The 13,290-nt window shown below is 64.3% G+C and carries 14 protein-coding genes and 1 riboswitch; of the genes, 4 read left to right on the top strand and 10 right to left on the bottom strand.

The window, feature by feature from the left end; translation table 11 throughout:
• Positions 1-12: 12 nt before the first annotated feature.
• From ACIPZ5_RS24290 to ACIPZ5_RS24265, 6 genes are all read right to left on the bottom strand, one after another.
• Positions 13-651 (bottom strand): response regulator, encoded by a 639-nt coding sequence (locus ACIPZ5_RS24290; RefSeq protein ID WP_400811040.1) that lies wholly within the window; start codon positions 649-651, stop codon positions 13-15.
• Positions 652-866: 215 nt separating this feature from the next.
• Positions 867-1,109: a DUF1272 domain-containing protein gene (locus ACIPZ5_RS24285; protein ID WP_400811038.1), complete on the bottom strand. Its 243-nt coding sequence runs from the start codon at positions 1,107-1,109 to the stop codon at positions 867-869.
• Positions 1,110-1,171: 62 nt separating this feature from the next.
• Entirely contained in the window at positions 1,172-1,924 is a 753-nt protein-coding gene (gene cobM, locus ACIPZ5_RS24280; protein ID WP_400811036.1) for a precorrin-4 C(11)-methyltransferase, read from the bottom strand.
• Positions 1,925-1,954: 30 nt separating this feature from the next.
• On the bottom strand, positions 1,955-2,347 hold the full coding sequence (locus tag ACIPZ5_RS24275) for a cobalamin biosynthesis protein (protein WP_400811136.1): 393 nt from the start codon (positions 2,345-2,347) through the stop codon (positions 1,955-1,957).
• A 17-nt stretch (positions 2,348-2,364) separates the two neighbouring features.
• On the bottom strand, positions 2,365-3,057 hold the full coding sequence (locus ACIPZ5_RS24270) for a CbtA family protein (protein WP_400811034.1): 693 nt from the start codon (positions 3,055-3,057) through the stop codon (positions 2,365-2,367).
• Positions 3,058-3,064: 7 nt separating this feature from the next.
• Positions 3,065-3,250, bottom strand: a complete 186-nt coding sequence (locus ACIPZ5_RS24265) for a CbtB domain-containing protein (protein ID WP_313711653.1) — start codon at positions 3,248-3,250, stop codon at positions 3,065-3,067.
• A 107-nt stretch (positions 3,251-3,357) separates the two neighbouring features.
• Positions 3,358-3,582, bottom strand: a riboswitch (cobalamin riboswitch).
• A 244-nt stretch (positions 3,583-3,826) separates the two neighbouring features.
• Here ACIPZ5_RS24265 and ACIPZ5_RS24260 point away from each other — a divergent pair.
• Together ACIPZ5_RS24260 and ACIPZ5_RS24255 are read left to right on the top strand one after the other, a co-directional pair.
• Complete coding sequence (locus ACIPZ5_RS24260) at positions 3,827-4,675, top strand: LuxR C-terminal-related transcriptional regulator (protein WP_400811032.1); 849 nt, start codon at positions 3,827-3,829, stop codon at positions 4,673-4,675.
• Positions 4,676-4,759: 84 nt separating this feature from the next.
• Complete coding sequence (locus ACIPZ5_RS24255) at positions 4,760-6,154, top strand: aspartate aminotransferase family protein (protein WP_313711655.1); 1,395 nt, start codon at positions 4,760-4,762, stop codon at positions 6,152-6,154.
• 131 nt (positions 6,155-6,285) lie between these two features.
• On the opposite strand, the gene ACIPZ5_RS24250 is transcribed toward ACIPZ5_RS24255, so the two are convergent.
• The 3 genes from ACIPZ5_RS24250 to ACIPZ5_RS24240 all read right to left on the bottom strand — a co-directional run bounded on the left by ACIPZ5_RS24250 (position 6,286) and on the right by ACIPZ5_RS24240 (position 10,994).
• Positions 6,286-8,286 (bottom strand): U32 family peptidase, encoded by a 2,001-nt coding sequence (locus ACIPZ5_RS24250; protein ID WP_261944106.1) that lies wholly within the window; start codon positions 8,284-8,286, stop codon positions 6,286-6,288.
• 178 nt (positions 8,287-8,464) lie between these two features.
• Positions 8,465-10,558 (bottom strand): TonB-dependent receptor family protein, encoded by a 2,094-nt coding sequence (locus ACIPZ5_RS24245; protein ID WP_400811029.1) that lies wholly within the window; start codon positions 10,556-10,558, stop codon positions 8,465-8,467.
• 76 nt (positions 10,559-10,634) lie between these two features.
• Positions 10,635-10,994 carry a RidA family protein gene (locus ACIPZ5_RS24240; protein ID WP_261944108.1) on the bottom strand — a complete coding sequence of 120 codons (360 nt, stop codon included), beginning with the start codon at positions 10,992-10,994 and terminating at the stop codon, positions 10,635-10,637.
• A 140-nt stretch (positions 10,995-11,134) separates the two neighbouring features.
• Between ACIPZ5_RS24240 and ACIPZ5_RS24235 the strand changes: the two genes are divergently transcribed.
• A complete protein-coding gene (locus ACIPZ5_RS24235) occupies positions 11,135-11,830 on the top strand; it encodes a tRNA (adenine(22)-N(1))-methyltransferase (protein WP_400811027.1) in 696 nt (231 codons plus the stop codon).
• Between the two features lies 1 nt (position 11,831).
• Here the strand turns inward: ACIPZ5_RS24235 and ACIPZ5_RS24230 are convergent, their stop codons facing one another.
• Positions 11,832-12,092, bottom strand: coding sequence for a DUF2790 domain-containing protein (locus tag ACIPZ5_RS24230; protein ID WP_400811025.1), 261 nt, complete (start codon positions 12,090-12,092; stop codon positions 11,832-11,834).
• Between the two features lie 125 nt (positions 12,093-12,217).
• Between ACIPZ5_RS24230 and ACIPZ5_RS24225 the strand changes: the two genes are divergently transcribed.
• Positions 12,218-13,150, top strand: a complete 933-nt coding sequence (locus ACIPZ5_RS24225; RefSeq protein ID WP_261944111.1) for a LysR family transcriptional regulator — start codon at positions 12,218-12,220, stop codon at positions 13,148-13,150.
• The last annotated feature ends 140 nt before the right edge of the window (positions 13,151-13,290 follow it).

Genomic DNA, 13,290 nt, shown 5'->3' with positions numbered 1-13,290 from the left:
TCACCGTGGCGCTCAGTTGACGTGGTTGCGTTTGGCCAGGTCAACCATTTCCACCAGTGATTCGGTCTTGAGCTTCTCCATGATGCGGCCACGGTAGGTGCTGATGGTCTTGGCACTGAGGTTCATGCAGGCGCCGATGCTCTTGTTGTTTTCACCGCGGCTCAAGCGCCGCAGCACTTCCATCTCCCGGTTGGACAGGCTGCCCAGGCGTTCTGGCTCGCTCTCCAGGGTGTTGCTGTTCACCGACATTTGCGGAAAGGTGGAGTAGCCCTTGATCAGGGCCTTGATGGCGAACACCACGGCCTCGAGGTCTTCGCCTTTGGTGACGAATGCACCGATGCCGGCATCCAGGCAGCGGCGCACATAAAGATCAGTGGCTTGCCCGGTATACACCATGATTTTCGGTACCGGCCTCGGCACAGGTCCGGGCTCCGGTTCCAGCTGCTTCAGGCGCTTGATGACTTCCATGCCGTCCAGGCCGGGGAGCCCGATGTCGAGTACCACTACATCCGGGCGCAATTTGCGCACGTAATCCATCACTTCACTGCCATTGCAGACCTCGCCGACAATACGAAAGCGCTCACGCTCGAGCAACGTTTTCAAGGAAAAGCGGACGATGGCGTGATCATCAACGATCAGCACGGTTGTCATGTTACTGGCTCCTGTCGGAATGTGGTCGGTTCCCTGCAGCAATCAGGAAGACGTCTGCAAGCTTTTTCTGCTGTGCGGCACGATACGACCATTCCGGCTCCCTGGTAATGGCGAGTATAGATGTGTTGAACAAGCGAGCCGGTATTGTAGAAATTTCCTACAAAACAGCCGTTACAGGCACCGCCAGAGACGGCGATGCCTGTGCTGGGGAGGGATCAGGCGCAGGTGGGGTGAGGCTTGAGGATGCGCTGGGTCGAGGCGGGGTTGTTGCTCAACGCCTGGCCCACCCGCGTAGGACGGGCCAGCAACTGGCCACCGCAGTTCGGGCAGCGCCCCTGCAAGCGGCTGTCGGCGCAGTGGCGACAGAAGGTGCATTCGAACGAGCAGATCATGGCGTCAGGGCTATCGCCCGGCAGATCGGCATCACAGCATTCGCAATTAGGGCGCAGCTCCAGCATGGGGTATCCCTCCGGTCTGGTGAAATGCGCAGTCTGCTCCGCCTTTCGTCGCCTTGGCAATGCTAGTCACCAGGGCGGTACAGGTGGGCGTGGCCGGCACGGTACAACGCCGACTCGGCGAACGGCGCATCGCCGAGCACATGGCCAACCAGGATCAGGGCGGTGCGCCGGAAGCCTTTGCTGGCGACCTGTTCGACAATATCGGCTAGCGTGGCGCGTACCCAGTCCTGGTCTGGCCAGGTGGCGCGATGAACCACCGCGACCGGGCAGTCGGGGCCATAGTGGGGCAGCAATTCTGCAACGATGCGTGGCAGGTGCTTGACCCCGAGGTGAATGGCCAGGGTGCTGCCGTGACGGGCCAGGTCGCTGAGCTGTTCGCCTGCGGGCATGGGCGAGCTGTCGCCGTAGCGGGTGAGAATGACCGTCTGCGCCACTTCAGGCAGGGTCAGTTCACAGCCGAGCAGCGCCGCGCTGGCGGCGGTGGCCGTGACCCCTGGGATGATCTGGTAGTCGATGCCCAGTTCGCGAAGGTGGCGGATTTGCTCGCCGATGGCACCGTACAGGCTGGGGTCGCCACTGTGCACGCGGGCCACGTCCAGGCCCTTGGCATGTGCGGCGCGGATGGCGTCGATGATCTGCTCCAGGTGCAGTTCGGCGCTGTTGATGACAGTCTCGGCCTGGTGGCCTTCGAGTACCGCTGCCGGTACCAGGGAGCCTGCGTAGATGATCACCGGGCACTGGCGGATCAGGCGCTGACCCTTGACCGTGATCAGTTCCGGGTCGCCGGGGCCGGCGCCGATGAAGTAGACCGTCATGGCAAATCCTTGAATAGATGAAGGCGGCGATTATCTGCCGCAGGCCAGCGCCAGGGTAGCCGGGCCGAGCACCTGCCGGGCCACCTTGAGGGTGGCGTTTGCGTGGTTGAGGCTGGCCAGGGCCAGCGCCGTGCTCTCCGCCACGCCCCAGCAGCCGCTGTGAGCGTAGGCGGTTGGGGAACGGTGACTGAGTTGTGGCTCGAACGCCTGCAGTTGCTCGGCAGCGAAAACCACCAATGGCAGGGCGTGACGTGCGGCGAGTTGTTGCAGGCCCGGTTCATCGGCTTTGCCGGCGACGCTGGCAATGCCGCGAAGTGCTGTGGCACAGAGGCCATGACGTTCCAGCACTTCATGCAACAAGCGGTCGAGGACCGCCACTGGGCAGCCACGGCGGCAACCGAAGCCGGCGTACAGCGCCGGCATGGGCGGGTCGACGGTCATCAGGCGTGGCTGGAGCGGCGATAGAGCCAGGCGCTGAGCAGGCCCAGGGCCACCCAGAATGCCGCGTTGGTCAGCCAGGAAGCGATCTTGAACTGGGTCTCCAGAGCTTGCGGGGCCAGGCTTTCGTGGACCTCCGGCTGCGGAGCGCCGATCACGTGGGGTACCACCAGCAACACCGCGCCCAGCACCTTGAGCAAGCCGTGGCGGGCGAACACCAGCAGCGCCAGGCCCAGTGCAGTCGCGGCGGCGGTGCCGATCCACCAGCTCTGGCGCTGACCGAGGTCGGCGGCGGCGGTGCCTGGCAGCTCTGGTGGCAAGCCCAGGGTCGGGGCCAGGCAGAACACGGCGAAGCCGGCCAGCCCCCACAGTGCGCCAGTGCTGGTACGGCCCGGTTCACGCAGGCTGTACAGGGCGGCGAGGATCAGGGCGAAGCCGACGGCGACCACCAGGTTGCCGCCGGTGGTCGACAGGATGCGCTGCCAGCCATCTTCTGGCGCCCAGGCTTCTTCGCTGTGAGTGTGGCCAGCGCCGGCCTCTTCGCCGTGGCTGTGGTGCTCGGCAGCGGGGGCGGCCGATTCATAGGTTTCCGCCTGGAGGATCAGCGGTGCGACCCAGAAGCTTTGCAACAGGGTCAGCAGCAGGGCGGCGAGCAGGCCGCTGAACCCGGCAGTGCGGGCAATGCGCTTGATCATGGCAGCCTCAGTGGCAAGGGAAGGCGGCGCTGTGGCGGGTGTCGTGCGCGGCGTTGTGCACGGCTTCGATGTGCGAGAAGCCGGCAAAGTAGACCAGGCACAGTCCGAGCAGGCTGGCGCCGATGGCGATGACCAGGCGCTGGCTGAGGGTGACGGGAGTGGCGATGCTGTGTTTGGCACTGGTGACGGGCATGACGCGATCCTCTGCTTTGCTTATTGAAAAACAATGGGGCAACGGACAGGCGCGGCAGCCCCGGGTGCGAGGCGCCCGAGGGAATGCGACAGCGCCCGCCCACCGCGGGGTGTTCATGAACGCCAGGCCGGTCTCCGGGCTTGCGAGGAGGAGCAGGGCTCCTTGAAAAGCATCACCTTCCCATGCCGGACTGCGTGGCACAGTGGTCTGGACGCTTCGCTCGCTTACCGTTGCGGGGGCAGCACCGGATTTGCCCGGCCCTGGCGAGGACCTGCGACGCACCGATTTCCCGTTTCACCCCCAGTGGGGGCACCTGACGCAAGGCGTAAGGAGAGCACGCGGCGCGGGTGGCGTCAAATGCAATGCAGCCAGCAGGGGAGATTGAGCAGGGGCTGGCAGGTGCTTGCCGATGGGATTGCAGTGTCTGTGAGATCGAGCGCCGCCCGCGCGGCGCTCGATCTCCCAGGCGCTGCAAAACTATCGGCAAGCACGTAGCTCACCCCGAAGGGTGATGGTCTCCCCCCCGTCCCCATGCAAGAATCCCAACCACAACAACCCCGGCATGGGACCACGACAATGAGCAGAGACCGGCTGAAATCGCCCGACTGGTACGCGCAGATGGCCCGTGTCGTCGACGCCCAGTGCTCGCCGGGCTTCGTCGAGGCGCTGTTCGCCGCGCTCAAGCTGATTGCACCATGCCAGGCCATCACCGTGTTTCTCTACCCGCGCAAAGGCCTGCCCTCGGCGCTGTTCGAAAAGGACGAAGAAGGGCCCTGGCTGCCGGAAGGCAATATCCAGAAGTACCTCGAAGGCTACTACCTGCTGTGCCCGTTCTACCGTGCCTGCATGGACGGCATCGCTCCCGGTTGTTACCGCCTCAGCGACGTCGCCCCCGACCACTTCAAGCGTAGCGAGTACTACCTGGCGTTCTACCAGCACGCCCACCTGGAAGACGAACTCAACTTCATCGTGCCACTCGACGAGCACCTGACCATCGCCGTGGCCCTGGCCAGTACCCGCCGCCTCGACCGGCAACAGGTCAATGACCTCAAGTGCGTGGCCCCGTGGGTCGTGGCCACGGTGCGGCGGCAGTGGAGCCACCTTGATGTCGACGCCCTCGGCGGGCGATTCGAAAGCGCCTTGGGCCGGCAGATCAACGCCGCTCTGAACAACTTCGGCTCTTCCTTGCTCACCGAGCGCGAGTGCCGCATCGCCCAGTACCTGCTGCGTGGCCATTCGACCCGTTCCCTGGCCGAGCGCCTGGGCATCAGCGAGGACACGGTCAAGACCCACCGCAAGAACCTCTATACCAAGCTCGATATCGCCAAGCAGTCCGAACTGTTTTCGCTGTTCATCGACTCGCTGGCCCAGGCCCAGGAAGGCCTGAGCAAGGACCCGCTGGAAAGCTACCTGCGAAGGCGCTGAACGCGCCGTTTCACCCCATCTGTTTTTACTGTCAGCGGTCTGGCAGGGACAACTGCACGCCGCGTTTTACCCCGGAGAACAACAATGAACGCACCGTTCCAAGCCAAGCTGCAAACCCAGCGCGATACCCGTGACTACCAGGCTGGTGACGCCGCCCACCACATCCATGCCTTCCTCGACCAGAAGGCGCTGAACGCCGAAGGCCCTCGGGTGATGGTGGGTGGCGAGCGCCTGCACCTGTGGGACAGCGACGGCAAGCGCTACCTGGACGGCATGTCGGGCCTGTGGTGCACCCAGCTTGGCTACGGCCGCAAGGACCTGACCGCCGCGGCCGCAGCGCAGATGGATCAGTTGGCCTACTACAACATGTTCTTCCACACCACCCACCCAGCGGTGATCGAACTGTCCGAGCTGCTGTTCAGCCTGCTGCCGGGCCACTACAGCCATGCCATCTACACCAACTCCGGCTCCGAGGCCAACGAGGTGTTGATCCGTACCGTGCGCCGCTACTGGCAGGTGGTCGGCCAGCCGAGCAAGAAGATCATGATCGGCCGCTGGAACGGCTACCACGGCTCGACCCTGGCAGCCACCGCCCTGGGCGGCATGAAATTCATGCACGAGATGGGCGGCATGATCCCGGATGTCGCGCACATCGACGAGCCATACTGGTACGCCGCCGGCGGTGACCTGACCCCGGCCGAGTTTGGCCGCCGCTGTGCCCTGCAACTGGAAGAAAAGATCCTCGAACTGGGTGCCGAGAACGTTGCCGGTTTCATCGCCGAGCCGTTCCAGGGAGCTGGTGGCATGATCTTCCCGCCGGAAAGCTACTGGCCGGAAATCCAGCGCATTTGCCGTCAGTACGACGTGCTGCTGTGTGCCGATGAGGTGATCGGTGGCTTTGGCCGCACCGGCGAGTGGTTCGCCCACGAATACTTCGGTTTCGAACCGGACACCCTGTCGATCGCCAAGGGCCTGACGTCGGGTTACGTGCCGATGGGCGGCCTGGTGCTGAGCAAGCGCATTGCCGAGGCGCTGGTCGAGCGTGGCGGGGTGTTTGCCCACGGCCTGACCTATTCCGGGCACCCGGTGGCGGCAGCAGTGGCCATTGCCAACCTCAAGGCGCTGCGTGATGAAGGCATCGTGCGCCAGGTGAAGGAAGACACCGGGCCCTACCTGCAGCGCATCCTGCGCGAGGTGTTCGCCAACCACCCGCTGATTGGCCAGGTGCAAGGCGCCGGCCTGGTGGCGGCGTTGCAGTTCGCCGAGGACAAGGGCAGCCGCAAGCGCTATGCCAATGAAAACGACCTGGCCTGGCAGTGCCGCACCTATGGCTTCGAGGAAGGGGTGATCATCCGTTCGACCCTGGGGCGGATGATCATGGCGCCGGCCCTGGTGGCCAACCACAGCGAGCTGGATGAACTGGTGGAGAAGACGCGGATTGCGGTGGACCGCACGGCGCGGGGGCTGGGCATTCTCTAGTGTTGAAAGCGGGGCCGCCTTGCGGCCCATTCGCGGGCAAGCCCGCTCCCACAGGGTATGTGCTGCCTTACAGGCCGGCGCGGTGCCTGTGGGAGCGGGCTTGCCCGCGAATGGCCGTTACAGGCTGACGATCAATGAGGCCCGCGTGGAATGGTCTTGAGCAGGTCTTCCGGGCTGATGTGGCCAACCACCTGAGCCACCGCGCTACCTGGCGTCGGCAGGTCGATGATGTGGTTCTTCATCTTGCCGATCACATGCATCTCGCACGGCTTGCAGTCGAACTTCAGGGTCAACACTTCATCGCCCTGGATCAGCTGCATCGGCGCCACCTTGGTGCGCACGCCGGTCACGCCCTTGGCCTGCTTGGGGCACAGGTTGAACGAGAAGCGCAGGCAGTGCTTGGTGATCATCACCGGCACTTCGCCGTGTTCCTCGTGGGCCTCGTACGCCGCGTCGATCAGTTGTACGCCATGGCGGTGGTAGAAGTCGCGGGCCTTCTGGTTGTAGACGTTGGCCAGGAACGACAGGTGCGACTCCGGATACACCGGTGGTGGCGTGGTCTCGGCCTTGCGCCCGCCGCGTGGGTGCGCCTGCACACGCGCGGCGGTCAGCGCCTCGATGGCTTCACGGCGCAAGGCCTTGAGCTGCGAGTTGGGGATGAAGAACGCCTGCGGTGCATCCAGCTCGATGCGGTTGGCGTGGTACATCGTGGTGCCCAGCTGGCCGAGCAGGTCGTGCAACTGGTCCAATGCCTGCTGTGGCTTGTTGGCCGCGCCGAACGGGCCGTCTAGGGCCACCTGCACGCTGACGCCTTCCTCACTGCTGACGGTCAGCATCAGGCGCTGCTCGCGCAGCACCGCATGCCACTCCACGCCAACCCGGCGCTCGGCCGAGGTGCGCAGCAGGGCCTGCTGCCAGTTGTGGTCGAGGTTGCGCGACAGCGGGTGGTTGGGCCGCAGCTTGTGCAGGCCTTCTGGCATTTCGTTGGGTTCGACGCGGTAGCGGTAGCGCTTCTGGCCGTCTTCCTCGAACTCGCCACGTGGCTCGGCGATGTTGGCGCGGAAACCCACCACCTCACGCTTGACCAGCACGTTGAGGCCGTCGCCGTTGGTCAGCGGCACCTCGGTGACCACCTGCAGGTCACGCTTGCCGACTTTCTCTACCACGCCGACCGCAAGGCCAGTGAAGGTCGGCGAGTCGAAGGCGCCGATGTCGACCTTGCGGTCGGTGACGAAGTAGTCGGTGCTGCCGCGGTGGAAGGTCTTGTCCGGGTCGGGCAGGAAGAAGTGCTCGGTACGGCCGCTTGAGGCGCGAGCCAGTTCCGGGCGGCCTTCGAGGATGGCGTCGAGTTCCTTGCGGTAGTGGGCGGTGATGTTCTTCACGTAGCCCATGTCCTTGTAGCGACCCTCGATCTTGAACGAGCGGACGCCGGCATCGACCAGGTCAGCCAGGTTGGCGGTCTGGTTGTTGTCCTTCATCGACAGCAGGTGTTTCTCGAACGCCACCACGCGGCCCTGGTCATCCTTCAAGGTGTACGGCAGGCGGCAGGCCTGGGAGCAGTCGCCGCGGTTGGCGCTGCGCCCGGTCTGGGCGTGGGAGATGTTGCACTGGCCCGAGAAAGCCACGCACAGCGCACCGTGGATGAAGAACTCGATGGCCGCATCGGTTTCGCTGGCGATGGCGCGGATCTGCTGCAGGTTCAGCTCGCGAGCCAGTACCAGCTGGGAGAAACCGGCCTGGTCGAGGAACTTGGCCCGCTCCAGGGTGCGGATGTCGGTCTGGGTGCTGGCGTGCAGCTCGATCGGCGGGATGTCCAGCTCCATCACCCCCAGGTCCTGCACGATCAGCGCGTCGACACCGGCGTCATAGAGCTGGTGGATCAGCTTGCGCGCAGGTTCCAGCTCGTTGTCGTGGAGGATGGTGTTGATGGTGGTGAACACGCGTGCATGGTAGCGATGGGCGAACTCGACCAGTTCGGCGATATCGCTGACTTCGTTGCAGGCGTTGTGGCGCGCGCCGAAGCTGGGGCCGCCGATGTAGATGGCATCAGCGCCGTGCAGGATCGCCTCGCGGGCGATGGCCACGTCACGGGCAGGGCTGAGCAGTTCCAGGTGATTCTTTGGAAGGGACATGTCGTTATAGGTTCGGGCTGTCACGGTTTAGGGCGGCATTGTAGCGGTGAATTGGGCTGGTGGCATCTTTGAGTGCCCAGAGGTGTGCTGGCTGTACCGGTCCTTTCGCGGGTGAACCCGCTCCCACAAGCTAATCGATCCCTGTGGGAGCGGGTTCACCCGCGAAGAGGCCTCTGGATCAGAACTGGTATTCCAGCCCAGCCCCGGCATACCAGGACCGGCCTGGCGCCGCCTCGTAATAGCGGCCATTGCCATCGCCGACAATCACCGACCCTACATACTGGCGGTCGAGCAGGTTGTCCAGGCGCACCAGCTGGTGAAACGTCCAGGGCCCAACCTGCTGCTGGAACTGCGTGCGCCAGTTGAACACCGCATAACCCGGCGCCGCATGCTGGTCATTGGTGTCCTCGACATACACCTTGCTCCGGTACTGCCCCTCGAGCCCCATGCTGATACCGTCACGCGGCTTCCACACCAGCTCGCCGAACAGGCTGCTGCGCGGCACGCCCGGCAACTGGTTGCCCTTGTCGATGATGTTGCTGCCCTGGGTAAAGGCCTCGTCATACGTGGCATCGAGCAGGGTATAGGCGAGGTTTGCCTGCCAGTGCTCATTCAGCTCACGCTGCAGGCTCAGCTCGAAGCCACGACGCAGGGTCTTGCCGGCGTTGCGGTAGCTGGTGCGGCCGTCGGTCGAGGCAGCGACCACGATCTCGTCTTTGGTACGGATCTCGAACACCGCCGCGTTGATCCGCGTGCGTTCATCCGGGCGCATTTTCAGGCCCAGCTCGTACTGGGTGCTGGTGGCCGGTTCCAGGCCGAAGTTGAAGCCTTCCAGTGCCCCGGGGGCGTAGGCCATCTCGGCCTGGGTCGGCGTCTCGAAGGCCTTGCCAGTGCTGATGTAACCATGCAGGTCGGGGGTGAAGGCATACATGACCGACAGGGTCGGCGTGGTGCGCTGGTACTTCTTGGAGCCGCTGGCATCGCCGTTGGCCAGGAAGCGGTCATCCACTTCCATCTCCATGCTGCTGTGGCGCAGGCCGGCATCCACGGTCCAGCGGTTCAGTTCCCAGTGCGCTTGCACATAGGGATCGAAACTGGTGGCGGTGTCCTTTTCATCGCGGCGCAGCTCGCCTTTCACGCCCAGGGTGTCGCCGTTGAAGTTCTGGAAACCACGGCGGTCGTCGCGGCTGCGGTCATAGTCGGCACCGAAGGTCAGGGTCAGGTTGCCGGGGGCGGCGCTGACCGGCTGGACCCAGCGCAGGGTGCCACCGTGGAATTCACGGTCGAAGTCGACCACACCGCCGCCACGGTTGTTCGCGGGCGTGCCCTTGGGGATCGACAGGTACTGGATGACGCTGCGCTTGCCGCCATACAGGTTGAACTGCAGGGTCGCCTCGCCGAAGTAGCGTTCGTAGTTCATGCCCACCTGCTGGTGGTGGATGCTTTTGCGCGTGTTGTACTCCTCGGCGCGCGCCGCCACCGAGCGCGGGTCGTGCTGGTAGGCATCCCAGGTCTGGCCGAGCGGGTCTTGCGTGCCGTTCTGCTCCAGGGTGCTGACGATCAGCGCCAGGCGGCTGTCTTCGTCCGGCTTGACGTGCAGCTTGGCGAAGGTCTGGTCGCGGCGCGCGGCGCTGTGGTCGCGGTAGCCGTCGGTGTCCATGCGCGAGGCATCGACCAGGAAACCGGCCTGCTCGCTGCCGCCCTCGCTGTAGACGTGGTTCTTGTTGAAGCCATCGCTGCCGAAGGTGGTTTGGGCACCGACCTTCGGTGGCCCCGAACCGTCGCGGGAGAACATCTGGATCACGCCGCCGGCATTGCTGCCGTAGAGGGCGGATGCTGGGCCGCGCAACACCTCGATGCGGTCAGCCACGTCCAGGTTCAGCGAGGCCGCCTGGCCCTGGCCATCCGGGGTGCTGGCCGGGATGCCATCGCTGAGCAGCTTGATACCGCGGATGCCGAAGGCCGAACGGGCGCCATAGCCACGCGAGGAAATCTGCAGGTCCTGGGCGTAGTTCTGGCGGTTCTGCACCACCAGGCCGGGTACGCGGTTGAGTGCTTCCGACAGGTTGACACCCAGTTGGCCATCGGTGATCTGCTGGCGGTCGACGGTGTCGATGGAGTAGGGCAGGTCGAAGCTTGGGTTGGGTGTGTAGGTGCCAGTGACCACCACCGGTTCCAGCAGGTTGAAGGTGGTGGGTTCGGCCTGGGCCAGCGGGCACAGGCCGGGCAGCAAGGCGAACAGGGCCTTGCGATGAAACGGAGGGAATTGCATGCAGCGTCCTGCGTTGAAGGTTGGAACCGCTGGGGCCGCGTTGCAGCCCCAGGGCCCAACCACAGATCCAATCGGGTTAGCGTTTTGCAGCCATCGCAGTGACTTCCACGCGCATCTCAGGGAAGGCCAGCGCTGCAACGCCAACGGCGGCACGCACGGGCCACGGCTTGCTGAAGAAGCGCTGGTAGACCTCATTGAACGCGGCGCGGTCGGCCATGTCGGTGAGGTAGATGGTCAGGTGCATGACCCGGTCCATGCCGCTGCCAGCTTTCTCCAGCGCGTCCTTCAGGGCCTGCAGGGTGCTCTCGCTCTGCTGGGTGATGTCGGCGTCGAGATCGGCCGGAATCTGGGTAGTCACCAGGATGCCGTTGTATTCGGCGACGTCGGAGGAAATCGACTCGACGTCGGAGTCCGGTGTGTAGATGAGCTCTGCCATGGGTGTTTGCCTTGCAACGGAAGGAAACAGGCAAGCCTACGCGAGCAGGGCGCAAGGGTCGAGCCGTTGGGCTCGTTTGCATTGAAATGCCGCGCCCTGGCGGTCAGAATCGCCGCCGATTGTTAACCAAGGGGCTGGCGTTGAACGAACAGACACTATCGATGCGCCTGGAGCGTGTGGCGGCGCACGTGCCACAGGGCGCACGCCTGGCCGATATCGGCTCGGACCACGGCTACCTGCCGGTGGCACTGGCACTGCGCGGCGTGATCGAAGCCGGGGTGGCCGGGGAAGTGGCGCAGACGCCCTATGCCTCAGCCCAGCGCAACGTGCGCCGCAATGGCCTGACGGAGACCGTGACTGTGCGCCTGGCCGACGGCCTGGAGGCCATCGAGCCCGACGACCGCATCACGGCCATCAGCCTGTGCGGCATGGGGGGCAAGACCATGTGCGAGATTCTCGAGCGCGGCAGGGCACGCCTGAACGGCAACGAGCGCCTGATCCTGCAGCCCAATGGCGACGAGCGTGAACTGCGCGGTTGGCTGATGGACAACGGCTACCGGATCGTCAGCGAAGAGCTGCTGCGGGAAAACCGTTTCGACTACGAGATCATTGTGGCCGAACCCGCCGAGGCGGTGGCCTACAGTGCCGAAGAGCTGTATTTCGGCCCTTTGCTGATGCGTGAGAAAAGCCCGGCGTTTCAGACCAAGTGGCAGCGCATGCTGCGTCAGAAACAGCAGAGCTTGGCCAACTTCGAGCGTGCCCGCGACGCCATCCCGCAGGAAAAACTGCGTGACTTCGCTCGGCAGATTGGCTGGATCAACGCGGTCCTGGGTTGAATCACTGCTGCGAGCAGTTGCCCATTTCGCGGTAGTCGATTTCGCGTTTCTGGCCTTGATGGTCGACATACACCATGTGTGCGGTACCGATCTGGCAGTCGGCGGCGTTGCTGGGCGGGGTGATCGAGATGACCTTGGCCACATCCAGTGGCATCCCGTACTCATAGTTGCTGGTGGCCGGCTGGCTGGCGGGTGCATCGGCCAAGGCAGCGAACGAGGCAAGGGCGGCAGACAGGGCGACAAAAGCAATCGAACGTTTCATGGCAGGCTCCTTTTTCAATGTTTTACCAATGATGTATTCATTGGTGATCCTCAATAAATGGGCTAAGTCGTGATAGATTCCTGCCTGGAACGTACGAATAAGACAGATCAAGGAGCCCAGCCCTCATGGACATGCTGCACGCCATGCGTACCTTTGCCCGGGTGGTGGAGTGCGGCAGCTTTGCTGCAGCCGCCAATGCCCTCGACATTTCCGCCGCGCAGGTGTCGCGGATCGTTGCGGAGCTTGAGAACCAGCTGCAGACCCGCCTGCTGCACCGCACCACCCGGCGCTTGCGGATGAGCGAGGCGGGCGAGCGTTTTCTGGAGCGGGCGCGGCAGATCATGGCGCTGACCGACGAGGCCATGGACGAAGCGCGCGGTGCGCACCTCACTCCGCGTGGCCGCCTGCGCCTGCATTGCCCGCATGGCCTGGGCATGTTGCTGATGCCGCTGGTGGCCGGCTATAACGCCCTGTGCCCGGAAGTGGCCATCGAGCTGACGCTGTCCCAGCGCAACCCCGACCCGCTGGCCGAGGGGCATGATGTGGTGATCACTGTGGATGAGGCGTTGCCCGATTCGCAGCTGATTGCCGTGCCGTTGGGCACCATCTTCAGCATCCCCTGTGCGGCGCCCAGCTACCTTGAGGCCCATGGCGTGCCCGAGCGCCCGGAAGACTTGCACGAGCACCGTTGCCTGCGCATGTCCTATCCCATGCATGAAGGCGATTGGGTGTTTCCACAGGGGGTCGACCACTGCGTGATCGCGCCGCGCGACAGCTTCCTGACCAACGTTGCCGATGCCATGCTGGTGGCCAGTGAACTGGGTATGGGCATTGGCCTGCTGCCGTTCTACACCGCCAGCCAGGCCATCGAGCAGGGGCGTTTGCGGCGCTTGCTGGCGCCGTACCGGTTACGAGAGAGCGCGCTGTATGCGATCTACCCGTCGCGGCATTATCTGGATGCCAAGGTGCGGACCTGGATCGACTACCTCAAGGAACAGCTGCCGGGGTTGTTTGCCAGCCATGAACGGCTCGTCGATGACGCGCGTTACTGGCGATAAGCGGTGTTGGTTTCTTCGCGGGGCAAGCCCGCTCCCACACGATTATCGCCAGCTTCCAGGCGTGCGCCGTACTTGTGGGAGCCGCGCTTGCCGGCGATGGGCCGCGAAGCGGCCCCAACATTCTTGCGTTTGACATGGGT

Source organism: Pseudomonas sp. NPDC089428 (genome assembly GCF_044749325.1).
Lineage (GTDB): Bacteria > Pseudomonadota > Gammaproteobacteria > Pseudomonadales > Pseudomonadaceae > Aquipseudomonas.
This window is presented reverse-complemented; position numbering and strand designations above follow the sequence as displayed.